The organism is Chromohalobacter sp., from assembly GCF_039830575.1.
Classification (GTDB): Bacteria; Pseudomonadota; Gammaproteobacteria; order Pseudomonadales; family Halomonadaceae; genus Chromohalobacter; species Chromohalobacter israelensis.
This window is the reverse complement of the sequence record NZ_JBDOOX010000005.1, coordinates 1-24,088: the sequence shown is the minus strand read 5'-3', so window position 1 is coordinate 24,088 and position 24,088 is coordinate 1. Positions and strand designations below refer to the sequence as shown.

Annotated in this window: 20 protein-coding genes; 13 read left to right on the top strand and 7 right to left on the bottom strand. The window is 63.9% G+C overall.

What is annotated here, in order from left to right:
• From ABGX75_RS03220 to ppc, 4 genes are all read left to right on the top strand, one after another.
• Complete coding sequence (locus ABGX75_RS03220) at positions 1–1,428, top strand: 23S rRNA (uracil(1939)-C(5))-methyltransferase (RefSeq protein WP_035412549.1); 1,428 nt, start codon at positions 1–3, stop codon at positions 1,426–1,428.
• Positions 1,412–3,664, top strand: a complete 2,253-nt coding sequence (gene relA, locus ABGX75_RS03215; RefSeq protein ID WP_179153605.1) for a GTP diphosphokinase — start codon at positions 1,412–1,414, stop codon at positions 3,662–3,664. The genes ABGX75_RS03220 and relA overlap by 17 nt, the downstream gene beginning before the upstream one ends.
• Positions 3,661–4,503: a nucleoside triphosphate pyrophosphohydrolase gene (gene mazG / locus ABGX75_RS03210; RefSeq protein WP_347410971.1), complete on the top strand. Its 843-nt coding sequence runs from the start codon at positions 3,661–3,663 to the stop codon at positions 4,501–4,503. Before relA ends, mazG begins: the two co-directional genes overlap by 4 nt.
• 117 nt (positions 4,504–4,620) lie before the next feature.
• Complete coding sequence (ppc, locus tag ABGX75_RS03205; RefSeq protein ID WP_011506939.1) at positions 4,621–7,272, top strand: phosphoenolpyruvate carboxylase; 2,652 nt, start codon at positions 4,621–4,623, stop codon at positions 7,270–7,272.
• A 16-nt stretch (positions 7,273–7,288) separates the two neighbouring features.
• Here the strand turns inward: ppc and ABGX75_RS03200 are convergent, their stop codons facing one another.
• Positions 7,289–8,467, bottom strand: a complete 1,179-nt coding sequence (locus tag ABGX75_RS03200) for a benzoate/H(+) symporter BenE family transporter (protein WP_347410972.1) — start codon at positions 8,465–8,467, stop codon at positions 7,289–7,291.
• Between the two features lie 145 nt (positions 8,468–8,612).
• On the opposite strand from ABGX75_RS03200, the gene ABGX75_RS03195 reads away from it, so the two are divergent.
• Entirely contained in the window at positions 8,613–9,173 is a 561-nt protein-coding gene (locus tag ABGX75_RS03195) for a helix-turn-helix domain-containing protein (RefSeq protein WP_011506941.1), read from the top strand.
• Between the two features lie 127 nt (positions 9,174–9,300).
• Here the strand turns inward: ABGX75_RS03195 and ABGX75_RS03190 are convergent, their stop codons facing one another.
• From ABGX75_RS03190 to ABGX75_RS03170, 5 genes are all read right to left on the bottom strand, one after another.
• Positions 9,301–10,212 carry an N-acetylmuramoyl-L-alanine amidase gene (locus ABGX75_RS03190; protein WP_347410973.1) on the bottom strand — a complete coding sequence of 304 codons (912 nt, stop codon included), beginning with the start codon at positions 10,210–10,212 and terminating at the stop codon, positions 9,301–9,303.
• Positions 10,213–10,263: 51 nt separating this feature from the next.
• Positions 10,264–11,007, bottom strand: a complete 744-nt coding sequence (locus tag ABGX75_RS03185; RefSeq protein WP_347410974.1) for a DUF3307 domain-containing protein — start codon at positions 11,005–11,007, stop codon at positions 10,264–10,266.
• Positions 11,004–11,654 carry a hypothetical protein gene (locus ABGX75_RS03180; RefSeq protein ID WP_347410975.1) on the bottom strand — a complete coding sequence of 217 codons (651 nt, stop codon included), beginning with the start codon at positions 11,652–11,654 and terminating at the stop codon, positions 11,004–11,006. Before ABGX75_RS03180 ends, ABGX75_RS03185 begins: the two co-directional genes overlap by 4 nt.
• Before the next feature lie 314 nt (positions 11,655–11,968).
• The gene (locus tag ABGX75_RS03175) at positions 11,969–12,859 is read right to left on the bottom strand and encodes a GGDEF domain-containing protein (protein WP_050934512.1); all 891 of its coding nucleotides are present in this window, start codon (positions 12,857–12,859) and stop codon (positions 11,969–11,971) included.
• Positions 12,860–13,196: 337 nt separating this feature from the next.
• Positions 13,197–14,504: a hypothetical protein gene (locus ABGX75_RS03170; RefSeq protein ID WP_287123999.1), complete on the bottom strand. Its 1,308-nt coding sequence runs from the start codon at positions 14,502–14,504 to the stop codon at positions 13,197–13,199.
• Between the two features lie 590 nt (positions 14,505–15,094).
• Here ABGX75_RS03170 and ABGX75_RS03165 point away from each other — a divergent pair.
• The 8 genes from ABGX75_RS03165 to ABGX75_RS03130 all read left to right on the top strand — a co-directional run bounded on the left by ABGX75_RS03165 (position 15,095) and on the right by ABGX75_RS03130 (position 22,888).
• Entirely contained in the window at positions 15,095–15,274 is a 180-nt protein-coding gene (locus ABGX75_RS03165) for a hypothetical protein (RefSeq protein ID WP_347410976.1), read from the top strand.
• A gap of 62 nt (positions 15,275–15,336) precedes the next feature.
• A complete protein-coding gene (locus ABGX75_RS03160; RefSeq protein ID WP_240673339.1) occupies positions 15,337–15,546 on the top strand; it encodes a hypothetical protein in 210 nt (69 codons plus the stop codon).
• A gap of 720 nt (positions 15,547–16,266) precedes the next feature.
• On the top strand, positions 16,267–17,613 hold the full coding sequence (locus ABGX75_RS03155) for a Na+/H+ antiporter family protein (protein ID WP_035412580.1): 1,347 nt from the start codon (positions 16,267–16,269) through the stop codon (positions 17,611–17,613).
• A 549-nt stretch (positions 17,614–18,162) separates the two neighbouring features.
• Complete coding sequence (locus ABGX75_RS03150) at positions 18,163–18,540, top strand: histone-like nucleoid-structuring protein, MvaT/MvaU family (RefSeq protein ID WP_035412583.1); 378 nt, start codon at positions 18,163–18,165, stop codon at positions 18,538–18,540.
• A gap of 251 nt (positions 18,541–18,791) precedes the next feature.
• Complete coding sequence (locus ABGX75_RS03145) at positions 18,792–18,959, top strand: hypothetical protein (RefSeq protein ID WP_156961517.1); 168 nt, start codon at positions 18,792–18,794, stop codon at positions 18,957–18,959.
• 553 nt (positions 18,960–19,512) lie between these two features.
• Complete coding sequence (locus tag ABGX75_RS03140; RefSeq protein ID WP_347410977.1) at positions 19,513–21,996, top strand: GGDEF domain-containing phosphodiesterase; 2,484 nt, start codon at positions 19,513–19,515, stop codon at positions 21,994–21,996.
• Positions 21,997–22,270: 274 nt separating this feature from the next.
• Positions 22,271–22,459, top strand: a complete 189-nt coding sequence (locus ABGX75_RS03135; protein WP_224114205.1) for a hypothetical protein — start codon at positions 22,271–22,273, stop codon at positions 22,457–22,459.
• Between the two features lie 225 nt (positions 22,460–22,684).
• Complete coding sequence (locus ABGX75_RS03130) at positions 22,685–22,888, top strand: cold-shock protein (RefSeq protein ID WP_011506967.1); 204 nt, start codon at positions 22,685–22,687, stop codon at positions 22,886–22,888.
• A gap of 311 nt (positions 22,889–23,199) precedes the next feature.
• Here ABGX75_RS03130 and ABGX75_RS03125 read toward each other — a convergent pair whose 3' ends face one another.
• Positions 23,200–23,862, bottom strand: a complete 663-nt coding sequence (locus tag ABGX75_RS03125; protein ID WP_347410978.1) for a hypothetical protein — start codon at positions 23,860–23,862, stop codon at positions 23,200–23,202.
• Between the last annotated feature and the right edge of the window lie 226 nt (positions 23,863–24,088).

Here is a 24,088-nt window from a genome sequence, read left to right as displayed (position 1 = left end):
ATGGCGATGCTGGGCAAACGTCGTCCACCGCGCACCGCCAACGAACGCGTGCGTCGGGAGCGCGGGTCGGCAACACGGCGCGACGACGCGACTGCCGACGGCCTGTCCATCGAGCGCCTGGCGCACGATGGGCGCGGCGTGGCGCGCGACCCGCACGGCAAGACCGTCTTCGTGGACCAGGCCCTGCCCGGCGAACGGGTACGGGTCGCCGTGCATCGTCAACGCAAGCGCTTCGACGAGGCGCACGTCGTCGAGCGCCTGGCGACGTCTCCCGAGCGGGCGACGCCGCCTTGTGCGTATTACGGGCGCTGCGGCGGCTGCGACCTGCAGCATCTCGACCTCGAGGCGCAGCGCGAGCACAAGCGCCGCACGCTGGACGAGCTGTTCACCCGTCAGGGCCTGACCCTGCCCGAGATAGAGGTGCTGGCCGGCGAAGGGCTGGCATACCGGCGCCGGGCGCGCCTGGGCGTCAAATGCGATGCCGAAGGTACGCCGCACCTGGGGTTTCGCGCCCGGGGCAGCGAGCACTTGATCGATATCGACAGCTGCGTGGTGCTCGAGCCCGTGCTGTCACGGCTGATCGCGCCGCTGCGTGCATGCCTGGTGCAGCTGGAAGCGCCCCGGCGCGTGGGGCACATCGAGTTGATCGCCACCGCCGAGGGCGCTTGCGTGGTGGTGCGTCAGCTCCGCGAGGTGCCCGGCGACGAAGCCCGCTGGCGCCGGTTCGCCGCCGAGCACGATGTCACCCTGGCCTGGCGGGTGGGACGCGAGACGCCGACGTTGCGCTGGCTGCACGCGCCGCGCGGCGAGGCCCTGCATGTCACCCTGGCACTGGACGACACCACGCTGTCGCTCGGTTGCGTGCCGGGCGATTTCCTGCAGATCAACGCCGACGTAAATGCCCGCCTGGTGCGCACGGCCCTGGCCTGGCTCGCGCCACGCGGGGAAGAGCGCGTCCTCGATCTGTTCGCCGGCGTGGGCAACTTCACGCTCGCGCTGGCGCCCCGCGTCGCGTCGATCACCGGCATCGAGGGCAGTCCCGCGATGGTCGAGCGTCTCGCCGACAATGCACGTCGCGCCGGGCTGCACCAGGTCGGTGCACAACAGGCCGACCTGGCCACCCAGGTACCGGATGTCGCGGCGGTCGACTGGGTGATCATGGACCCGCCGCGCGGCGGGGCGGAGGCCCTGTGCCGCGCGCTCGCCGACAGTCCGGTGACGACGCTGCTCTACGTCTCCTGCGATCCCGCGGCGCTGGCACGCGATGCGGCACGCCTTGTGCAAGGCGGCTACCGTATCCAGCGCGCCGCGCTGGCCGACATGTTTCCACACACCGCGCATTTGGAATCGATGCTGCTACTGACCCGCGACACGCCGCGCGGTCGGTCCACATCCGTAGAAAGGGAAGATCATGGTCAAGGTCCGTGAAGACCAGCCGTTGACGCAGACCGGCGAGGTCGATATCGCATTGTGGCTCAAGCGCCTCCAGGACGATGTCGCGCTGCGCGATGTCGAGGAGTTGCGCGAGGCCTGCGAGCTGGCCCGGCACCTGGCGTACAACGCGGAAAAGCCTCACCACAACTGGGCGGAGCCGGCCTCGAGCTTTCGCACCGGCCTGGAAATGGCCGATATCCTGGGCGAGCTCAAGCTCGATCAGGCGATTCTCGAGGCGGCCGTGCTGTATCGCGCGGTACGCGAGGGACTGATCACGCTGGAAGCCATCGAGAAGCGCTTCGGCGCCGAGGTGGCCTCGCTGATCGACGGCGTCCTGCACATGGCGGCGATCAGCCAGCTGCAGGCGCCCCGCCAGGGCCTGTCACAGCACAACCAGCAGGAAAACCTGCGCAAGATGCTGGTGGCCATGGTCGACGACGTGCGCGTGGCCCTGATCAAGATCGCCGAGCGTACTTGCGCCTTGCGCATGGTGCGCGACGCCCCGCGCGAAAAGCGCCTGCGCGTGGCCCGCGAGGTCTTCGACATCTACGCGCCGCTGGCCCACCGCCTGGGCATCGGGCAGCTCAAGTGGGAGCTCGAGGACCTGTCGTTCCGCTACCTGCAGGAGGACGACTACAAGGCCATCGCCAAGCAGCTGGCCGAGAAGCGCCTCGACCGCGACCGCTACATTCACGACGTGGTGGAGACCCTCAAGGGGCTCCTCGACCAGCAGGGCATCGCCCCCTACGACGTCGACGGGCGTGCCAAGCACATCTATTCGATCTGGCGCAAGATGCAGCGCAAGCACATCGACTTCTCCCAGGTGTATGACGTGCGCGCGGTGCGCATCCTGGTGCCGGAAGTCGCCGATTGCTATACCGCGCTGGGCATCGTGCATTCGCGCTGGCACCACGTGCCGCACGAGTTCGACGACTACATCGCCAATCCCAAGCGCAACGGCTATCAGTCGCTGCATACCGCGGTGATCGGTCCGGAGAACAAGGTGCTGGAGATCCAGATCCGCACCTTCTCCATGCACGAGGAGGCCGAGCTCGGGGTATGCGCCCACTGGCGCTACAAGGGCCACGACGTCGACTCCAAAAGCCGCAGCTACGAAGAAAAGATCGCCTGGCTGCGTCAGGTGCTGGAATGGCAGGAAGAGGTCGGCGAGCTGGGCGATCTGCGCGAAGGGCTCTCCAGCGACGTGGCGCCGGACCGCATCTACGTCTTCACGCCGGACGGCCATGTCATCGACATGCCCAAGGTCGCCACGCCCATCGACTTCGCCTACCGCGTGCACACCGAGATCGGGCACCGCTGCCGCGGGGCCAAGGTCGACGGGCGCATCGTGCCGCTGACCTATCGCCTCGAGACCGGCCAGCAGGTCGAGATCCTGACCGCCACCAAGGGCGGGCCGAGTCGCGACTGGCTCAACCCCAACCTGGGCTACGTCAAGACCTCGCGGGCGCGGGCCAAGATCCAGTCATGGTTCAAGTATCAGGCGCGCAGCCAGAACCTCGAGGAAGGGCGCACCTTGTTCGAGAAGGCGTTCCGGCGCCTGGACATCGAGGGCGTGGATTTCGACGCCCTGGCGCAGGCCGTCAATTACCAGACGGTCGACGACATGTACGCCGCCATCGGCGCCGGCGACCTGCGTATCGGTCAGGTGCTGCATCAGGCGCAGCAGCTCTTCGGCGATACCGACGACCAGGAGCAGCTCGACCGCCTGCTGGCCAAGCCGCGGCGGACCACGAAGGAGGCGGTGGACGACATCACCGTGCTCGGCGTCGGCAATCTCAAGACCTCGATGGCCAACTGCTGCCATCCGGTGCCCGGCGATCAGATCGTCGGCTACATCACCCAGGGGCGCGGCGTCACCATTCACCGCCAGGATTGTCCCAACATCCTGCAGTTGCGCGCCGAGGAGCCGCGTCGCATCGTCGACGTGGAGTGGGGCAACGCCAGCGCCCAGTACCCGGTGGACATCGAGATCGAGGCCTGGGATCGCTCGGGGCTGTTGCGCGACGTCACGCACATCCTCACGGGCGACCGCATCAACGTGCTGTCGGTCAACACGCTCACCGACAAGCACGACAACCTGGCGCGCATGAAGATCACCCTGGAAGTCGAGGGACTCGAGGCGCTGGAGCGTATCTTTTCGCGGATTCAGCAACTGCCCAACGTCATCGACGTCAAGCGGCTGCGCAGCGGAGGAGGCAAGCAGGCATGAGCGACGCGCGAACGCGTTACGATCTCGACGATCTGTTGACCCTGATGGCGGTCCTGCGCGACCCGGCCCAGGGGTGCCCGTGGGACGTCAAGCAAGACTGGCAGAGCATCGTCCCGCATACCCTGGAAGAGGCCTATGAAGTGGCCGATGCCATCGAACGGCGTGCCTTCGACGAACTGCCCGGCGAGCTGGGGGACCTGCTCTTCCAGGTGGTGTATTACAGCCAGTTCGCGCGCGAGGAGCAGCGCTTCGATTTCCATGACGTCGTCGACGCGGTGACCGCCAAGATGGTCGCCCGGCATCCACATGTGTTTCCCGAGGGGACGCTGGCCTCGCGGCGTCCCGCCGGCGTGCCGGCCGAGGAAGTGGAAACGACGGACGTCAAGACGCGCTGGGAAGCCCTCAAGGCCCGCGAACGCGAAACCCGCGAGGCGGTGTCGGTGCTCGACGACGTCCCCGCGTCCCTGCCGGCGCTGTCTCGCGGCACCAAGCTGTCCAAGCGCGCCGCCCGGGTCGGCTTCGACTGGCCCGACGACCAGGGCGTGTTCGCCAAGGTGCGTGAGGAACTCGCCGAGGTCGAGGAGGCGGTGCGTGACGGCGATGCCGTGCACGTGCGCGAGGAAATCGGCGATTTGCTGTTCGCCGTGACCAACCTGGCCAGACGTTTCGATATCGACCCCGAGCAGGCATTGCGGCATGCCAACCTCAAGTTCGAGCGGCGCTTTCGCCATGTCGAGCAGGCCCTGTCGGCCAAGGCGGGCGGCCTCGAGGCGGCCAGCCTCGACGAGATGGAACGCCACTGGCAAGCCGCCAAGGAAAGCGAAACCAGCAACGCCTGAGCGTGGCATGCGTTGTGGGCATCGCCGAGCCCGAGTAACGTAGTCAGGACAACGGCTTTTCAAAACAACCACGCTTCAAAACAACGACTTGCCATCGTCGCCATCACGGAGGGCATCATGAGTCACGACTTGCATGAATCGCTGCGCGACAACGTCCGCATCCTCGGCGATAGCCTGGGGCGCACCATCGCCGACGACCTGGGCGATGGTTTCGTCGACAAGATCGAGACCATTCGTGGCCTGGCCAAGCGCGGACGCCAGGACGACAGCGAAAGCCGCCGTGAACTGATCGAATACCTCCGCGCGCTGCCGGAGAAGGACCTGTTGCCGGTGACGCGCGCCTTCAACCAGTTCCTCAACTTCTCCAACATCGCCGAGCAGCATTACCGGGCCCGCTTCCGCCGCGTCGAGGACTACAAGCCCGGCACCCAGCCCGACCTGGGCGAGCTGCTCGAGCGCATCCGCGGCGCCGGTCACGCCCCGCGCAAGCTGGTCGAGACGCTGGCCGCCATGCGCGTGGAGCTGGTGCTCACCGCGCATCCCACCGAGGTCATCCGGCGTACCCTGATCCGCAAGTACGATGCCATCGACGAATGCCTGACCACCATGGAAGGCGCCACCGAGCGCGAGGAGATCGCCGCACGTGCCCGAGGGCGGCTCGAGGAATTGATCAGCCAGGCCTGGCACACCGACGAGATTCGTCACGAGCGCCCGACCCCGGTGGACGAGGCCAAGTGGGGCTTCGCGGTGATCGAGAACTCGCTGTGGCAGGCGGTACCCGACTTCCACCGCGAACTCGACGATCTGCTGCTGGCCTCCGCCGGGGAGCGCTTGCCGCTGGACGCCGCGCCGCTGCGGTTTGCGTCGTGGATGGGCGGCGACCGCGACGGCAATCCCAACGTCACCGCGCGGGTCACCGAGGAAGTCCTGCTGCTGGGACGCTGGATGGCCGCGGATCTCTACGCCCGCGACCTGCTGCGTCTCAAGTCCGAGCTTTCCATGTGGAAGGCCAACGGTGCCCTGCGCGCCGAGGTGGGCAGCGACCCCGAGCCTTACCGGGCATTGCTCAAGCGGCTGCTGGCCAGGGTCGAGGCCACGCGCGACTGGGCCAAGGCCCGCCTCGACGGGCGGCCCTTCGACAGCAACGTAGCGATCATCGAAACCCGCGACCAGCTGTATGCGCCGTTGCTGTCCTGCTATCGCTCGCTGTGCGACGTGGGCCTGGACACCATCGCCAACGGGGCCTTGCTTGACACCCTGCGGCGCGTGGCGGTCTTCGGCGTGTCGTTGACCAAGCTCGACATCCGCCAGGAAGCCGGGCGCCACGCCCAGGTCTTCGACGAACTCAGCGACTGCCTCGGACTGGGGCACTATCGCGACTGGGACGAGGCCCAGCGCCAGGATTTCCTGCTCGAGGAGCTGGAGTCGCCGCGTCCGCTGATTCCCCGGCGCTGGGACTGCTCGGCGGAAACCCGCGAGGTGATCGACACCTTCCGGGTCATCGCCCGCGAGCACCGCGAAGCGCTGGGCACCTACGTGATCTCCATGGCGGGGCAACCGTCCGACGTGCTGGCGGTGGCGCTGTTGATGAAAGAAGTCGGCGGCGACCTGCAGCTGCCCATCGCGCCGCTGTTCGAGACCCTCGACGACCTCAACCGTGCCGGTGACGTCATCGAGCGCCTTCTGTCGCTGCCCGGTTACCGCCGCATGGCCGGCGACGGTCAGGAAGTCATGATCGGCTACTCGGACTCCGCCAAGGACGCCGGCCAGCTGGCCGCCGCCTGGGCCCAGTACCGCGCTCAGGAACAGCTGGTGGGCATCTGCCGCCAGCACGACGTGGCGCTGACGCTGTTCCACGGGCGCGGCGGCACGGTGGGGCGTGGCGGCGGTCCGGCGCATGCCGCCATCCTCTCGCAGCCACCGGGCTCGGTGAACGGCAGCCTGCGGGTCACCGAGCAGGGCGAGATGATTCGCTTCAAGTTCGGCCAGCCGGACATCGCCCTGCGCTCGATGGAAATCTATGCCTGCGCGGTGCTCGAAGCCACGCTGCTGCCGCCGCCCGACCCCGAACCGGTCTGGCGCGAGGAAATGGATCGCCTGTCCGACATCGCCCATCGCGCCTATGTCGGCGTGGTGCGCGAGGACCCCGATTTCGTGCCCTATTTCCGCTCGGTGACGCCGGAAAGCGCGCTCGGCCGCCTGCCGCTGGGGTCGCGACCGGCGAAGCGCCGCCAGGAGGGCGGGGTGGAATCGCTGCGCGCCATTCCCTGGATCTTCGCCTGGACCCAGACCCGGCTGATGCTGCCGGCCTGGCTGGGCAGCGGCGAGGCGTTCGCCACCCGTCTCGACGAGCCCGGCGGGCGCGAGCGCCTGCGCGACATGCGCGCACGCTGGCCGTTCTTCGGCACCTATCTGGACATGCTCGAGATGCTGCTGGCCAAGGCCGACCCGGACATCGCCGCCTATTACGAACGGCGTCTGGTCGACGAGCCGGCGCTGCAGGCGCTGGGCAAGTCGCTCCGCGAGCGCCTGTCGCGGCTGGAAACCGTGCTGCTGGATATCCTCGATCAGGATACGCTGCTCGAGCATACGCCGCTGATTCGTCAGGCCATCGAGGTGCGCAATCCCTATATCGACCCCTTGCACGGACTGCAGGCGGAACTGCTGCAGCGTAACCGCGACGCCGATGGCGCGATCAGTCCCGAGCTGTCGCGGGCGTTGATGGTGACGATGGCGGGGATTGCGGCGGGGCTTCGCAACACCGGCTAGGCCCTGACGGCGGGTGTCACGCCCGTCGCGTGGCACCCAGCATGCCCTGCGTCAGCAGGCCGCCGACGAGCCCCCAGAAGGCGGCGCCGACACCCAGCAAGCTGACCCCGGAGGCGGTGATCAGGAAGGTGACCAGCGCCGCGTCGCGCTGGCGGGCATCGTGCAGGGCGTTATGCAGACTGCCGCCGATGGTGGTCAGCAGCGCCAGCCCGGCGATGGCCACGATCAACGCCTGGGGCAGGGCATCGAACAAGGTGCCGATGGACCCGCCGAAGACGCCCGCCAGCAGATAGAAGCCGCCGGCACAGGCCGCCGCCATGTAGCGCCGTTCGGGGGCGGGGTGCGCCTCGGGCCCCATGCAGATGGCGGCGGTGATCGCCGCCAGGCAGATCGAGAACCCGCCCAGCGGTGCCAGCACGAGCGTGGCGAGCCCGGTCACCGCGATGAGCGGCGAAATGGGCGGCGCATAGCCGGCGGCCCGCAAGGTCGCCACCCCCGGCGCGTTCTGCGAGGCCATGCTGACCACGAACAGCGGCACGCCCACGCCGATGAGCGAGGCAAGCGTGAATTCGGGCATGATCGGCGCGGGCATGGCGAGGGTCACGGAGGCCCGGGCCGTGTCGATCTCGCCCTGAACGCCGGCGATGGCCAGGCCCGTGGCGAGCACGCCCAGGACGGCGAAACGCGGCCACAGGCGTCGGCCGAGCAGGTACGCGGCGCACATGGCGCCGACCAGTACGAAAGCGTCGTCCAGGGCGGCGAAGGCCTCGAGCCCGAAGCGCAGCAGGACGCCGGCGAGCATGGCGGCGGCGATGGCGTGGGGAATGCGGGCCATCAGGCGAGCGAAGAGGCCGGTGATGCCGCAGGCCAGCACCAGGGCGCCCGAGAACATGAATATCCCGATGGCCTCGGCGAGCGTGTAGTCGCCCAGACTCGTGGCCAGCAGTGCCGCCCCGGGCGTCGACCAGGCGGTGAGAATGGGCGTGCGGTAGACAAGCGACAGGCCCAGCGAGGTGACGCCCATGCCCAATCCCAGCGTGCTCAACCAGCCGCCGATCTGCGCGGGGCTGGCGCCTGCCGCTTCCGCGGCCTGAAAGACGATCGCCGCCGAGCTGGCATAGCTCACCAGTACGGCCACGAACCCCGCCACCAGCGCCGAGACGGAGAGATCGCGTAACGCTGACGGCGCTTGCATGGCGGCTCCTTGCCGATAATGGAACGAGAGGTTTTTGCATTGTGCGTTATAACGCACGATAGCAGCGCCGATGATGGCGTACAATGAGAAGGGGAACCACGCAGGTAGGGATGCATCAGCGAACCGGCTAAGGACGAGGCCCCATATGCAGGATCCAACCGCTCATATCGCCGCGACGCTCAAGACGCTGCGCGGCGCGCAAGGCTGGAGTCTCGATCGTGCCGCGCGCGCGACCGGGGTCAGCAAGGCCATGCTGGGGCAGATCGAGCGCGGCGAGTCCAGTCCCACGGTGGCCACGCTGTGGAAAATCGCCGGCGGTTTCCGCGTGTCGTTCTCGCTGTTCTTCGAACAGGCCTCGGTCCAGGGCATCGTCCCCAATGGCGAGGCCGCGCCCACGGTGCTGGAAGATGCCGCCGCCGGCATGACGGTCACGCCGCTTTTCGCCTTCGATCCACGCCTGCGCTTCGAGATGTTCCTGATCGAACTGGCGCCGGGGGCCTGCAGCGAGTCGTCACCGCACGAACCGGGCGTCGTCGAGCACGTGGTGATGCTCGACGGCACTCTGGAACTGGCGCTCGACGGTCGCTGGGAAGCCCTCCGGCCGGGTGAGGCGCGCCGCTTCGCCGCCGACCGCGAGCATGGCTATCGCAATGTCGGCGAGCGAGCGGCGCGCTTTCACGACGTGATTCATTACCCGCAGCTCTAGTCAAGGTGAAGCGCGATGGGTTGCCACGATGATCAGCGGCAAGCTGCCGCGAGGGCGCGATAACCCCTTCCCTGGGCGCTACATTCGTCATCCCTGACGAATGACCCTCGCTTGCATCTTGCCGCTGCTATCCATTGATGTTGGATGGAGAGCGGAGATCACTCAAAGCCTCGGGCCGATATTTCTCCAGCAATGCCCAGAGAATGGCCGCGCTGTGCGCATCCGGATAGCCGTCATGGCGCGTGGGGCGAAAGTGCATCTGAAACGCGCGCAAGGTGTCATGGGTGAGCGCGTCGAAGCGGCCGGTGACCGCCACGGGATAGCCGTATGCCGCCAGCGCACGCTGCCATTGGGTGAGCGAGGGCGGGTCCTTCATGAAACGTCTCTGGTAGGCCAGGACGCGCGCTGTCTCCGGCCAGGCGCCGATGCCGGCTCGATACAGGCGATACCAGGGGAAGCGTGGGCCGGGGTCGATCTTGCGCCGCGGTGCGATGTCGGCGTGGCCGACCACGTCCACGGGGTCGATGGCGTGGCGCGCGACGATATCCCGCGCCAGCGCGATGAGGGTGTCGATCTGCGCTGAAGGGTAGGGCGTCCAGGCGCGTCCCGCCGGTGTCTGGTAGGGGCCGCGATTGACGACCTCGATGCCGATGGAGGTGTCGTTGAGATTGGTGCGGGAGTGCCAGGCACTGGCCCCGGCATGCCAGGCGCGCCGCGACTCGTCGACCAGTTGATAGACCTTCGGCGCCTCCCGGGTCAGCACGTAATGCGCACTGACGTGGGGGCCGGTCAAGGTCGACAGCGAGCGCCGAGCGTCGCTGTCCGTGTAATGCAGCACCAGATGACGCACCCGGCTGCTCTGTCCGGGCGCGGTGTAGCGGCGATCGACCTGATAGCCATCGCGGGATTCCAGCGTGGGCGCGGCGCAGGCCGTCAGCGCCAGCAGGCAGGGCATCGCCCACAGCCAGCCCTTGCGTGCCAGGCCCAGGCTCGGGCGGCGTGGCCGGTCTCGCCGCGTCGCCTGTCTTGCCGCTCTCACGTCCACGCCTGTCCTCACTCGCCGTCCTCGTCCCGCTTCATCATCGGCCGCTCACATCGCGTGAAGCCACTGTGCGACCAGTATGCCCAGCGTGATGGTCAACGAGAAGCTCAGCATGGTGCCCAGCAGCACGTACTCGGTGAGCTTGCGGTCGCGATCCTCGCGCAGATCGCCGAAACGCAGCACGGACTTGGCGGCGAGCAGAAAGCCGATGGGCACCAGCTGGTCGGCGAGCACGAAGGTCAGCACCAGAAAGCGCTCGAGCATGCCGATGCGCGCACCGGCGTCGGCCAGGGTGCCGCTGTTGTCCACGCCGTGGCTCCAGCGTCGCATGATCATGGCGATGAGGATCGAGAAGGGACGCATGACGACGCCATAGGCCAGCGCCACCAGCAGGACCTCGGGGCGCAGCAGCCAGCCAGTGGCGAGCGCCAGCCATGCCGCGTCGCCGGTCAGCCACAGCCAGGTCAGGACCAGCACCCCGACATGCAGTGCCTGGTCGGCGATGAAATAGCCGATCCGCTCGCTGGGTGCCTGGCTCTTGAGCACATCGATGCCGAAATGCGTCACGGTGATGAAGGCCGCGCCCAGGATGGCCGCGCCGACGGGCTGTCCCCCGACGAGGAGCGCCAGCCAGGCCAGCCCGCCGTGAATGCCGGCATGCAGATAAAGCGCCGTCGAGCGGTGGCCGCGCACCTGCTTGTCGTGCACCCAGGCCGCGCTTTGCAGAAGAAAGTCGCCCGCCAGGTGCGCAAGCAGCAGCAACAACAGCCCGGTGAAGGGAGCGCCGGTCATCGCATGGTCTCCATGAGAGCGTTGAGCCGCTCGCCGACATGCGCCAGATAGTCCTGTATCAGTGGCCAGCGTGCGGCGCTCAAGCGTTGGTGAATGGTCGACTGGGCCCGGCCCAGGCGCGTCGCCAGGGCCTGCTGGGTCTCGGGATGCCGCAATTGCCAGTACACGACCTCGGCGGCGTTGTGCGTCCACCCCTGGAGGATGACATCGGCGAACCGGGTCAGCAGGGCCAGATCGTCGTCGGGCTGCGGCAGTACCAGGGCGAGCCGTTCGTCGCTTTCGCTCAAGCGGTCCAGGGCCTGTCCCGAGCGCACGAAGGCATCGCCGTCCGCCGAGGCGATATGTGGCGCTTCGGGCAGATGACCGTACCCGATGCCCACGGCAATGCGCGCATCCCAGACGTCGCGCCGCGAGGGCGAATAACGCAGCAATGCGGCGCGCGCCAGAACGGCCGCCGTCATGGCCTCGCCAGGATCGCGCAGCGCCACCTGAAAGCCGTCGCCACGGTAGCGATCCACATGGGCGCCGAACTGCCGTTCCAGCAACGCCAGGGTGGTATCCAGCGCCTCGTCGAGCCGTTGTCGGTCGGTGATGCGGCGCGAGCCGACGACATCGCCGGTCAACACGCCAAGCAGCCTATCCGTCATGGCAACTGATCGCCTTCTATTACGATATGAGCCAAATATAGAGGAAAAGTACGATTTTTAAAAATAATAGATAAATAAAACGATAAGAGGGCGGCAAGGGGAAGCCATGCGATGCCCTCTATCTTATACTGTAATTATATACAGTTTTTTGGGCATCGTGCCAACACGCCGATGTACCGATACGTAACGGCGACGACGTGCAAGGGAATCGGATGCAGGAGGGAAACGGCGGATGAGGCGAAAGAACGCTGCGCAGAAGGGCCCAGGCCGCGTCTGAAACGTCGGCGAGGAAGCGGACCACCTTCGCAAAAGGCCTAATCGCAGGCGACGAGCGACGCCTCCTGGACCTTGAGCGTCCGCGCCAGCGTGGTATTGCGACCCGAGGCCTTGCAGGCATACAGCGCCTCATCGGCGCAGGCGACCATTCTGTCGATATCCGCGCTGACCCCGGGCGGGCTGGTGACCACCCCCACGCTGACGGTCACGACCTCGGCGCTGGGGGAGCGCTCGTGAGGAATCCCCATCGCCTGGATCATGCCGCGCATGGCGTCGGCGAGCCGCAGGGCCTCGTCGCTGGGGGTGTCGATGAGCAGGACCAGGAATTCCTCGCCACCCAGGCGTACGGCGATATCGGTCTCGCGTCGAAAGGTGTCGCGTAACACCCCGGCGATCTGGACCAGGCACTGATCGCCGGCCGGATGGCCGTAATGGTCGTTGTAGAGTTTGAAATGGTCGACATCCATCATCATCACCGACACGGTGCAATCGAGACGTCGTGTCAGGGGCAGCGCGACATCCAGGCGATATTCCAGCATGCGACGATTGCCCAGCCCGGTGAGCGGGTCGATCAGCGATTGTTCCAGCAATTGCGCGTTGTGATTCTTGAGATCTTCCACCAGGTGCTGGAACTGACGCGCCAACTCACCGACTTCATCCTGGCGTTCGGTAAGATAGGTGGTCATCATGAAGTGGGAATTATCGCCCTCATGCAGGCGTCGGGCATGCTCGGACAAACTGCGCATGGGGCGCAGCAGGTGGCGTTCCAGTCCCATCAGCGCCAGAGAAACCTGCAGGCACAGCGGTGCCAGGAGCGCGCCAGCCTCAAGGTACCAGGGCCAGCGCATGGTGCCGATCCAGCAGCCCACGCCAACGGTGACGACGGCGGCCATCAATACCTGTACCGCACAGCGCCGTTTGAGCGACACGGTATGTTTTCCCTGCATTGGTATTATAGACATTGAAAGTCATGCCGTTTTTTTATGGAGTCCACATTTTAAACAGTAAGCTAATGTAAGTTAAAGACTATTTTCTGTGAATATGCGTATTTTCCTGAGTGCTTGATTCAGGTCATGTCGAGAACACGCATTTGATGTATAAGTCGTTGAACGATGGGCTTATTGAATTGAATCGGTTTAATTTTTGAAGTTTCGATTCAATTGATGATATCGAATGAAGCGGTGCAAAGAGGCAGGTGTCACGCACAAAAAACCCCGCTCCTGGGAGCGGGGCGCTAAATAGAATTAGCTAGTTAAGCGATGACGCTTAGAAGTTGAAGCCGAAGTTGGACTGCACGCTGGTGTGCCAGTCGCCGTCGGTCGGCGAACCGAAGTAGCCGAGGGCGTTCTTGTTGGCAATGACGCTGAACCAGGCGTAGTACGGGCCGGCGGTGACCTTCATGCCCAGATCGTTGAGCATCGGGTTGTCGACATCGCCGCCATCGCCGCTCGGCGAGTAATCGCCGTTCGGGCTGATGTAGCTGAAGTCGTTGTAGAAGTAGAGGTTGTCGATGTCGCCCCAGTCGACGTTCATGCTGTACGCCAGGCTGGCGGAGTACATCTGGCCTTCGGCGGGGATCAGATAGTTGAAGTTGAACGCCCCGATCTGAATGACGTCATCGGAGACCCCGCTGACCGACTCGTCCGGGTTCTCGGCGTCATATTCGTAGGCGGTGGCCTGCAGCAGCGTGTACCAGTTGCCGTAGCTGCCGTTCAAGCCCAGAGCGGCCTGCCAGTTGTCGCCGCTCTCGTTGGTGTTCTGGTTGTAGAGCTGACCGCCCTTGGCCGAGAAGTTGACCTCGGTGGTGTAGTCGGTGCCCTGACCGAAGGTGTAGGCGACACGGCCGGCGAGCTGGTTCTCGGCGGAGTTGCCCTGGTCGCTGCTGCCGACCGGGTTGGCGCCGTAATGCTCGTTGCTGTCACCCAGCTGGTCGCTCTTGAAGAAGGCCAGCGAGGTGTCCCAGGCGCCCTGGGTGTGATCCCACTTGATACCGGCGTTCTGGTTGTCGTTGAAGCCGGAGAGATACGGCAGGGTGCCGTACCAGCCGAGGTAGCCGTAATCCATGTTGCCGAACGGCGTCTGGACCAGACCCACCTTGACGGTATCGTTCTCGGTGGCCTGGTAACCCATCCAACCGCTCTTCAGGAACTGGTAGCCGTCATAGAAGCGGTAATCGAACCCGTAGAGGAAGTTGCCGTGCTCACCGTTGAGGGCGAGGACGAACTTGCCGAAGTCCATGTCGCCGGCAGTGTCCTTGTCGACCTGATCCCAGTCGTTGTAGGTCGCGTTGAGCTGGAGCGTACCGCTGATCTGCGAGTTCTGGATCGACTCGAGCAGCGAGCGGTTTTCCTCGGCCAGCTCACGGGTCTGCGCGACGTCCTGGCTGTCGGACGCCGCCGGCGTGGACTGCTGGGCTTCGAGCTGCTGCTCCATGCGCTCCACCTGGGCGCGCAGAGCATCCAGCTGACGCTGCATGGCTTGGGTGTCTTGTTGTGCCAATGCCGGTGCGGCGAATGCCAGTGTGCTGGTAACGCCGAATGCGAGGCCAGCTGCCTTGAATGATCGTTGTGTCACTTTCTTTTCTCCGTTTCCTGCTTAGGGTCGTGAGTCATAGGAAGGGCGGGTTTGCCCATGCAAACTGACGCCAAGGGAAACAACGAACCGGGAGTCGTACGAAAGTCCGTACATGGGCGCGCATGAGCACACTCGCCCCGTGAGCGAGGGCGATTGCCATGCTTGGCGGGCCGTGTAGCGGGAGACGGTTCAGAAGTTCCCTGAATTTTCTTGATTTCTCGTTATGGGGCGCATCATACCGAAACACATCGGATACATAAACCGGTGTTATGAAAATGAGGGGGATATCTAATGCGTACCGTTATGGGATTCGCTGGCGGGCAGGGCAGCGCCCCCTTCGAGGCCCGGAACGACGGTCCCGGGTGCATGGTGAAGTGGGGGTTGAGCTGCTAAGGTGCGCATATGTTCAAGTAGTCATGTTCAGTCTTTTTCATGCCCATCGCGGCAAGGTCAGTCAGGGGAGCGTCATGTCGAAGCGTGGAATCGGAACGTCAGGGAGCGCGAGCAGCCTCGGTGGCGAAGGCCTCCGGCCGGGGCGTCTCGTTCTGGGATCCTTGATCCTGATAGGCTTCGCCATGGGAAGCGTTGCCATGGCCGCTGACACGAGCGTCGATGACGATCCCGTGCAAGACGATCCGGCGTTTCTATGGGTCGCCGATAAAGGCGACACGGCGTCGGCAAGAGCCGGCGACAGCGAGCCCCAGGGTGACGATCTGCCCTCGGATGAGGATAATGCGGTGCCCGAAAAGGCGGAGGCTGTGGCACCCTGATGGCGCGTTGCCTCGCGAGGGAACGCACGATAGCCCCATGGACTGGCAAGAGGAGAGAGACGATGCAATTTTCATGGCGACCGATGCTGCTGGTGGGACTCGTCGGCCTGGGATTGAGCGTGACGGCATGCAGTTACACGCCGGCGCGCATCGACCCCGAGCCCGTGGTCGAAGTCGGGGACGGTCATCACGACCATGACCACCGCGATCGCGACCATGGGCATGGCGGCGACTTCTGTCCGCCGGGGCAGGCGAAGAAGGGCAACTGCTAAGCTCTGTCTGAAAAATCGGCGAGCGATGGCCAGACAAGGCAAAAATCGGTGAAAAAGCGGAGTTTACACGGTGTAAATGAGCATTTTGATCCGATTTTTAACGCCGTATGGACAAGCGCAGGCATTTTTCCGACAAAGCGTAGGCGTCGTCCGAAAAGTCGACGCGCGATGTCGGCGCGTACGCAGACCACTCTTTCAGACGGTTTCAGACAGTGCCTGGCAATAAAATCGCCACGACCCGGAGCCTCCGTGTCGTGGCGTAATCATCAGCGCTCCCTTGGCGTCTTCCCGACGCACCGGCTCGGCCGGTTCCTGCGGGCATCCTGCCCAACATGCGTCCCTAACGCGCTTAACGACAGTGTCCCTTGTCTAGCGATACAAGTATCGCACTTCCTTTCTACCGCCGCCGCATGACACGACGATGGCAAGGCCGTGACGTTTCGGTGTCGACTTCTGGTACTATCCCGAACTTTTCGTGAGCCGATTGGCGCCTTCGGCGTCGATGCTTCAACAAACGCAGCGGAACTAGGCTATGTACGAAAAATCGGCGAGCGATGGTCAGACAAGGCAAAAATCAGCGAAAAGACGGACTGGGCTCGCACACGAGTTTACGGGGGGTAAATGAGTACTTTGATCGGACTCGCGCGCGAGCTGATTTTTAACGTGGTATGACCGAGCGCAGGCAGTTTTCGTGCACAGCCTAAGACAACGGGAAACGCAATGAATGCAGTGATTCTGGCCGTTCTGGTCATGGTGGGACTGGCGCTGGCGCGCGTATCAGTCGTATTCGCGCTCATCGTGGGCGCATTGGTGGGAGGCCTGGTTGGTGGCCTGGGACTCGAGGACACGCTCGCGGCGTTCAACGATGGCGTGGGCGGCGGTGCCAAGGTGGCATTGGCGTATGCCACCTTGGGGGCTTTCGCGGTGGCCATTTCGCGCTCCGGCCTGCCCGATCTGCTGGCCCAGCGCCTGATTCGCCTGCTTGGGCAGGAGGCGTCTCAGAAACGCCGGGCGGCGGTGAAATACATCATGCTCGGGGCCGTGCTGCTGGTGGCGATCTCCTCCCAGAACCTGATTCCCGTGCACATCGCCTTCATTCCCATCCTCATCCCGCCACTGCTCAAGATCATGAACTCGCTGCGACTGGACCGTCGCGCCGTCGCCTGTGCTCTGACGTTCGGCCTGACGGCACCCTACATGCTGTTGCCGGTCGGGTTCGGGGCGATCTTCCTCAACGACATCCTGCTGGCCAACATCAATTCGGCGGGCGAGGCCGTCGGGCTCGAGGTGACCCGCGGCATGGTCCCGCTGGCGATGGGGATCCCGGTGGCCGGCATGGCATTAGGGTTGCTGGCCGCGGTGTTCGTGTCCTACCGCAAGCCGCGCGATTATGAAGCGCGTGACGTCGTCACCAGCAACGTGCCGCATCACGACGAGCACGTCAGTCTGCACACCCGTGGCCTGGTCATGGCCGTCGTCGCCATCGTCGCCGCGCTCTCGATCCAGCTCTACAGCGGGTCGATGATCGTGGGCGGGCTGGTCGGCTTTGCCTTGCTATCGCTGGGCGGGATCTTCAAATGGCGCGAGGCCGACGATCTGTTCACCAGCGGGATGCGCATGATGGCGTTGATCGGCTTCATCATGATTTCGGCGGCAGGCTTCGCCTCGGTGATGCAGGCCACCGGCGAGATCGACACGCTGGTCGAGAATGCCTTCGCCATGATCGGCGACAACCAGGGGCTTGCCGCGATCATCATGCTGCTGGTGGGTCTGTTCATCACCCTGGGCATCGGCTCGTCGTTCTCGACGATCCCCATCATCGCCGCGATTTACGTTCCGCTGGCCATGCAGTTCGGGTTCTCGCCCATGGCGACCGTCGCCCTGGTCGGTACCGCGGCCGCGCTGGGAGACGCCGGCTCGCCCGCTTCCGACTCCACGCTGGGGCCGACCTCGGGGCTCAACGTCGACCGCCAGCACGATCATATCTGGGACTCGGTCGTCCCCACGTTCCTGCACTACAACATCCCGCTGATCGCCTTCGGTTGGCTAGCGGCGATGTGGTTATGAGTGGTGGTTGTGAGCGGTGGTTATGAGCGGAGGCCATGTATTGTGATCGGCAACGGTAGCTTTGAACGCCGACTGTGAACGCATGATCCCGAACGCTGTCGATGATTCTTGCGAGTTGCGATAGCGTTCGGCGAGCGTAGCGTTCGGCGAGCGTAGCGCTCAGAAAGAGTAGCGCTCAGAGCGCAAAGCATGGCAACACGGCCGCAATCATCTTGTTTAAAGGGCCGCTCGAACGAACAAGCACCTGCTCCATGGAGCAGGTGCGCACGATTTCGCCCCCGTTAGTTGATGAATCCCGACATATTCCCGTCTTTTTTAATCTGGCTCGCCCCGTATTGGGAAGGGGGGTAACCCGTATTGGGGAGGCGAAGTATAGCGAGGGAGTGGGAAGATAGTCGCACTTCATGGAAAAGTCTCGAAGCGCATGAGAGCCAGGACACTACAACGGAATAAACGGGTATGATATAAAAGATAGAAGCAGGACTTGGCAATGGGCGAATAAGTAGCGATAATGCACTTGCATCCCAATCAACCGTCTTGAGGTATAGAATGTCTCTGTTGAGCGAGTACATGAAAAAGGAGCAGCTGCTCAAGCAACTTAGCGAAGAGCTGCAGCAGCTTGAAAAGGACCAGCGCCTTACCTCCGAGCTGGAGTTCAAGGAAAAGCTCGAAGCCTTGATGAAAGAGTACGACAAGTCTCCCGCCGCCGTGATCGAAATGCTCGATCCGCAGCCGGAATCGCGCTCCAAGCCGGCGACGCAGACCAATACCGCTGGTCGTCGCAAGCGCAAGCTGAAGATTTACAAGAACCCCAATACCGGTGAAGTCGTGGAAACTCGCGGCGGTAACCAGAAAACGCTCAAGGCCTGGAAAGACGAGTACGGCAATGACACCGTCGAGTCCTGGCTGGTGCGCGTCGAGGAGTGATGCCTCGATAGCCTGTCGCATGTATCGCGACGGGCGGGTCATGGCCATACGCGCCTATATGACAAGGCTGATGCTTTCGGGCATCAGCCTTTTTTGTTGCCGCTGACCCGTTCTGAACAGCGTTGACTCGCTCCCCTTTCTTCAACGGCAACGGCCAGCACTTCAAGGTCAGGAACAGCTTTGGCCTTCGCCAGTATAAGTTTCGTTCTGGCAGCTTCAACGAGGAGATCTGAGGCCGCTGGTACTTCAATATGGTGGTCGAAATGCAGGCTCGGTTATCTATCGACCAGGGCGGCGTCGACCTGGGCCTGAAGGACGTGGCGGCCCGTAGCGACGGCGTGAAGCTGGAGAACGGCCGTTTCTACCGCGATCTCGAAAACAAGCTGCCACCCAGAGGGCTCGCAGCAAGCGCCGAGTGAAGTCCCTCCACGCCAGGTCAAGAATCGCCGCAGGTACGCCTTGCATAAATTCTCCCGCCGGCTGGCCGATCAACACTGGGAAATCGTAGTAGGCGATGCCTCGTCCACCAAGCTCGCGAAGACCCGCACTGGCAAGTCGGTACTAGATGCTGGCAGGAAGCAACTAAAGGCGATGCTGGGATCCTATTGCGATCACGCAGACATCATCTTTCTGAAGGGTCGTGAGGCATGCATCAACCACACCTGTTCGTTGTGCGGCTCGCTAAGCGGGTTGCAAGGCGTCAAAGGGCTGCGAATATCTGCTGGGCTTGCGGATTCCCGGCACGCCCGAGGTCCTCACCACCCATGCCAGCGTGTTCCTTGATTGCATCTGCCAGTCGGGTGCGATTTTCTCGACTACGATGGAAGAAACATCATGCCTGAGACTGTGAGACACGATAACGAGAGCGCCGCCGGCATCGTGCGCCGGTGATGAATGGATGGGGAAGGAAGATTGCACGTGAGATGGGAAGAAGCCAAGAGCATGGCGACGAAGGGGCGGTGGCGACTGGCAATGACGATTGAGCTCCGGGGCCTCGCGCGGATGGTGATGGCTTCCTGTCTCATGTGCGTGACGTACTGGCAGGCGGTGCCCGGCCAGGCCGCCGAGCCGCCGGCCAATGCCATGATCGTGGTGCCTAGCCAGTTGGCCCTGCAAAGCGATGCGCCGTTGTTGGCCGATCTGCGCGAGCGGCTGGCGAGCCGCGTGGGGGAGGCCAATGTCACCCTCGAGATATTGGGCGACGACCGTTTCCCGACATCGACCATGCTGCACCGTTGGCGCGAGACCATGGCACACCGCCAACCCGTGGGCAGCGAAGCCAGCGACGAATATGTCGTGCTCATGCACGATGCTGCCGTGCGCGCCTACCGCGGGCTCGCACCGCCGATGAAAAACTCGCATGCGGTGGCATACGGCGTTCGCGACACGGCACTGCGCGAATGGCTGAAGGACAACCGTATTCCGCACGTCGCGCTGGATACCTACGCCGAGCGCAGCCTGCATTGGGCGCTCGGCGCCCGCCGCGCCGAGGCCGGGCCGCTGGCGCTGTGGTACGTGGATGCCGCGCGCCGCGATGCCATCGTGGCCAGCGTCCGCCGCCAGGGTGAGACCACTTCGGGCGGGGGCGCGACCCATGCCGCATTCGACACCTCCTCGCTCAGTGACACCTGGCTCCCCCTGGCCGGGCCCGACCAGGGCGCGGTGGCGCAATTCACGGCACGCCGTCAGCAACAAGGCCAGCCGCGTCAGGCATTTCTTTCGGCGCCGATTACCCGCGATAACCTGCGGCGTGTACAGGCCCTGGCCGCCGATGGCTGGCAGTTCTGGTGCTATCAGCGCGAATGGTTGCGCCATGGCTGTCTGGGCGGCATCTTCCCCGAGCCCGACGCCATGGCCGGTGCGCTGGAAAGCCAGCTGTTTTCCTCCGCGACCACCCTCAACCTGGGGGAGGGCCTGTTTGCCTCGAGTCCGCCCAGTGTGCTCTACAGCGCTCGGGAATGGATCCGCGGTGCCGCCCGCGACGACGTGAGCTGGCTGGAAGTGCCCGAGTCGATCATCGCGCAGCGCCACTGGACGTGGCTCGCCTTCGGCCTGGCGGCGGGCGCGCTGCTCATCGGGGGGCTCCTCGGCTGTCTGGCATGGCGCCGCGAGACGCTGCGGCAGCGTCGTCGGCTCGCCATGCGCAACGACCAGGTGACCGATCTGCCGGGCCGCTTCCTGCTCGAGCGTCGCCTGCAGAGTTTCATGGAAGACGCCTACGCCGTCTCGCTGTATTACCTGGCGTTCGATTCCCTGCGTCACCTGCGGGCCCAGTTCGGGGTCGAATACGCCAACGTGGCGGCACAGTGCGTGGCGGAACGCCTGCGCGGCGCCTGCGGTGGCGTGTGCTATCCCGCGCGGCTCTCCGATGACGTGTTCGTGGTCATGGCCTCGGGCGCGCAAGACCCCATGACCACCGCGCAGCGCTATCAGGATGAGTTCGACATCCCTATCGAAGTCCTCGGCGTGCCGCACCGGCTGGAACCGCGCATCGGCGTGGCGATTTCCCCCGAACATGGCAAGACGCCCACGGCGCTGTTGCAGGCCGCGCAGGACGCCGCCGACCAGGTCCTGGCCAGCGCCGGCACGGAGCCGCAATTCTTCCAGCTCGACATGCTCAAGACCGCCGAGCGGCGGCGCATTCTGGCCGAGACCCTGGCCGATGCCCTGGAGGAGGAAGCGCCGTTCTTCGAGCTGTACCTGCAGCCGCAATACCGGCTTGCCAAGCGTGAACTGGTCGGCGCCGAAGCCTTGATACGCTGGCATCACCCGGCCCTGGGCACCATTTCACCGGGCGAGTTCATCCCCGTGGCGGAGGCCAGCCACCAGATCGTGCCGCTCGACGAGAAAGTCTTCGGCGCCATGCTCGAGTGGCTGTCGCACAATGTCATGTGGCCGAAGGAGGGCATGGCCAACGGGCGCTCCCTGGTGTGGGCGATCAATCTCTCGATCCGCCATTTCGACGACATGCGCTTCACCGACTGGCTGCTGGCACGCTGCAAGGAATACGGCATTGCGCCGCAGTGCATCGAACTCGAGGTGACCGAGCACGTCGCTACCCAAGACCTGGGGCAGGTGCGTCAGGTCATGCGTACCCTGCGCCTGCACGGTTTCGGGCTGGTGCTGGATGACTTCGGTGCCGGCTATACCTCGCTGCGCTTCTTGAAGGAACTGCCGTTCACCAAGGTCAAGCTCGACAAGGTCTATGTCGATTCCATCGCCGACGACGAGCGCAGCCAGCTGCTGGTCAAGGGTATCACCGACCTTGCCCGGGGGCTTGGGCTCACCGTAGTGGCCGAGGGCATCGAGACCCAGGAGCAACTGGACATTCTGCGCGGGTTGGGGTGCCCCATCGGGCAGGGCTACCTGCTGGGCCGGCCGTGCCCGGTGGATGACTTTCTCTCCCGGCTGGCGGGGAAAGATATCGCCAAGACGGTCTCTTCCTCCTCGCGCTGACGGCCGAGCCCGGCGTGGCGCAACACGCGGTATTGAACTTTAGGCATTAGCCACCATCTATACACCCGGGCCGAGCCACGGCGCCTGCGCCGTCCACGGCGCACCTTCTTCGATCACCGTCAGTTTCGTGCGTTGTCCAGGCCTCGCCTGGCCTGAAAAGTGTCCAGGGAGGTGGCTCGCTTTTTTTTAGAACGTTAACGATGATTCCAACATGTTTATGAAAAACAATCGTCAGTCATCCTCACGTTCCATGAATGAACGTGAAAAACTTCGCATGTTTCGTGAACTCGACGATGCGCTCGCATCCGCGCTTCGCGACATCGGCGGTGGAGATGCCGATTCGCAGGACGCATCGCCCGCATTCGAGGAACGCCTGCACGAACTGATGCAGGAATATCAGCTCTCCAGCCGCAATGTCGCCACGCTGCTGCGCACCATCGTCGAGCTGCGTCAGGCCCAGTGACAGGGGCTGTGGCGAGAGGGAGAGGCCAGGCTCAAAATATGTTGTCGAAAGAACGTTGACAGGGCCTCGGCAAAGGCGCAAGCTGTGCTCAGTAGGTTAGCAAGTGGCATACGGTCAGTAGTAGTCGATACCCTCGATGGTCTGGTGTATAGCTTATTTGTCTTACCCACTGTAATCGGGTAACACCCGGCAATTGAAAGCGCAACGCGTAAAGGATATCGAAACATGGCTACTGGCACAGTTAAGTGGTTCAACGACGCTAAAGGTTTTGGCTTCATTTCTCCGGAAGACGGTGGCGACGATCTCTTCGCTCACTTCTCCGAGATCCAGGCTGAAGGCTTCAAGTCCCTGCAAGACGGTCAAAAGGTCTCTTTTGACGTGACTCAGGGCAAAAAAGGCCTCCAGGCTTCCAACATCAAGCCTGCCTAAATAGCGCGCTGTTCTCAGCCGGTATTAAGAGGCGCTAGCCTCGGCGCCACTCGGCAACGATGGCTAGCACCAAGAAACAGGGCCCGCTTCGGCGGGCCCTGTTTCGTTTGTGGTATCGATAAGCCGTGTCGACATGCAGGTCGATCGCGTCGTTGGCAGGGCCGGTAGCGGTATCGTGATCCGTCGTGGTGCCGCAAGGCCCTGGTGTCGCCGGCAGGGCGGCATCAGCCGCCCTGCTGCGGAGCAGACCACCCGGTGCGCTGGTCGAGGCCCGCTCCGTGAATACGAATGCCGGCCTCGACCGAACGGGCTCAGTTGTTGGGCAGCGACTCCAGCCACTGGCGAATCCGCTTCTGATGCCAGCGCCGCGACAAGCGGTGCGTGTCGAACGAGGTCGGCACGATGAGGCAGTCCTGATTCTTGATGTGCGGATCGAGGTCCTGCTTCTCCAGCATGAAACACCGGTAGGCGCCCAGCGGACGGTTCTCGCTGCCATAAATGGCGATCAACCGGATCTCGAGCATCCTCAGCGTTTCACCTTCCAGCGTCAGCGTCTCCCGGTCGATATCCAGCTCATGGCCCTCGGCGATGTGATCGATGATCTCCCGGAACGAGCATATCTGGTGATAATCGCCCGAACCCAGGGGACCCTGGCGCGTGGCGTGCTCTTCCCTTCGCCCTTCGTCGCTGTCGTCGGTGCGCGTGTAGTCGGTCAGGTCACAGGCGTATTCCCCCTGCGACGTATGCAGCACCCCCACCACGTGCGATACGAAGATCGCCTCCGAACTCATGTTGCTCACCAGGCACATGCCGTCCGGCGACTTGCTGCGCCCCCGGTTGATGAGAATGCGCGGCCGCCGCTGACGGGCAAAGCCGAGATACAACAACTGCGCGTAGAACAGCCACACGCCTAGCGTGCAAAAACTGGCGATGGCACTTAACGCGCCACTGTTATTGTTTAGCCACTCGAGCATTCCTTGCTTTCCTCTTGAGTGATGAATGAAACACGATGAACAAAAAGAAAAACGCCACAGGGCACGGTGCCCGGCAGCGTTCTTCGATGGAGAGTCTAATGTGGTGTTCCGCAAGTAAGTATCAAAAATATAGTCTATCCTGATACTGAATTCCGCTGTGCTGCTGGAGGTATCATGGCAAAGCGAGGTCGGCCTGCTACCCAAATTTCCGTTACAGACAATCAGC

What these genes read in the sequence shown, in the direction of transcription:
- ABGX75_RS03220 (WP_035412549.1), top strand. Translation starts at nt 1, where the DNA reads ATGGCGATGCTGGGCAAACGTCGTCCACCGCGCACCGCCAACGAACGC.
- relA (WP_179153605.1), top strand. Translation starts at nt 1,412, where the DNA reads ATGGTCAAGGTCCGTGAAGACCAGCCGTTGACGCAGACCGGCGAGGTC.
- mazG (WP_347410971.1), top strand. Translation starts at nt 3,661, where the DNA reads ATGAGCGACGCGCGAACGCGTTACGATCTCGACGATCTGTTGACCCTG.
- ppc (WP_011506939.1), top strand. Translation starts at nt 4,621, where the DNA reads ATGAGTCACGACTTGCATGAATCGCTGCGCGACAACGTCCGCATCCTC.
- ABGX75_RS03200 (WP_347410972.1), bottom strand. Translation starts at nt 8,467, where the DNA reads ATGCAAGCGCCGTCAGCGTTACGCGATCTCTCCGTCTCGGCGCTGGTG.
- ABGX75_RS03195 (WP_011506941.1), top strand. Translation starts at nt 8,613, where the DNA reads ATGCAGGATCCAACCGCTCATATCGCCGCGACGCTCAAGACGCTGCGC.
- ABGX75_RS03185 (WP_347410974.1), bottom strand. Translation starts at nt 11,007, where the DNA reads ATGACCGGCGCTCCCTTCACCGGGCTGTTGTTGCTGCTGCTTGCGCAC.
- ABGX75_RS03180 (WP_347410975.1), bottom strand. Translation starts at nt 11,654, where the DNA reads ATGACGGATAGGCTGCTTGGCGTGTTGACCGGCGATGTCGTCGGCTCG.
- ABGX75_RS03165 (WP_347410976.1), top strand. Translation starts at nt 15,095, where the DNA reads ATGGCCGCTGACACGAGCGTCGATGACGATCCCGTGCAAGACGATCCG.
- ABGX75_RS03160 (WP_240673339.1), top strand. Translation starts at nt 15,337, where the DNA reads ATGCAATTTTCATGGCGACCGATGCTGCTGGTGGGACTCGTCGGCCTG.
- ABGX75_RS03155 (WP_035412580.1), top strand. Translation starts at nt 16,267, where the DNA reads ATGAATGCAGTGATTCTGGCCGTTCTGGTCATGGTGGGACTGGCGCTG.
- ABGX75_RS03150 (WP_035412583.1), top strand. Translation starts at nt 18,163, where the DNA reads ATGTCTCTGTTGAGCGAGTACATGAAAAAGGAGCAGCTGCTCAAGCAA.
- ABGX75_RS03145 (WP_156961517.1), top strand. Translation starts at nt 18,792, where the DNA reads ATGGTGGTCGAAATGCAGGCTCGGTTATCTATCGACCAGGGCGGCGTC.
- ABGX75_RS03140 (WP_347410977.1), top strand. Translation starts at nt 19,513, where the DNA reads ATGACGATTGAGCTCCGGGGCCTCGCGCGGATGGTGATGGCTTCCTGT.
- ABGX75_RS03135 (WP_224114205.1), top strand. Translation starts at nt 22,271, where the DNA reads ATGTTTCGTGAACTCGACGATGCGCTCGCATCCGCGCTTCGCGACATC.
- ABGX75_RS03130 (WP_011506967.1), top strand. Translation starts at nt 22,685, where the DNA reads ATGGCTACTGGCACAGTTAAGTGGTTCAACGACGCTAAAGGTTTTGGC.
- ABGX75_RS03125 (WP_347410978.1), bottom strand. Translation starts at nt 23,862, where the DNA reads ATGCTCGAGTGGCTAAACAATAACAGTGGCGCGTTAAGTGCCATCGCC.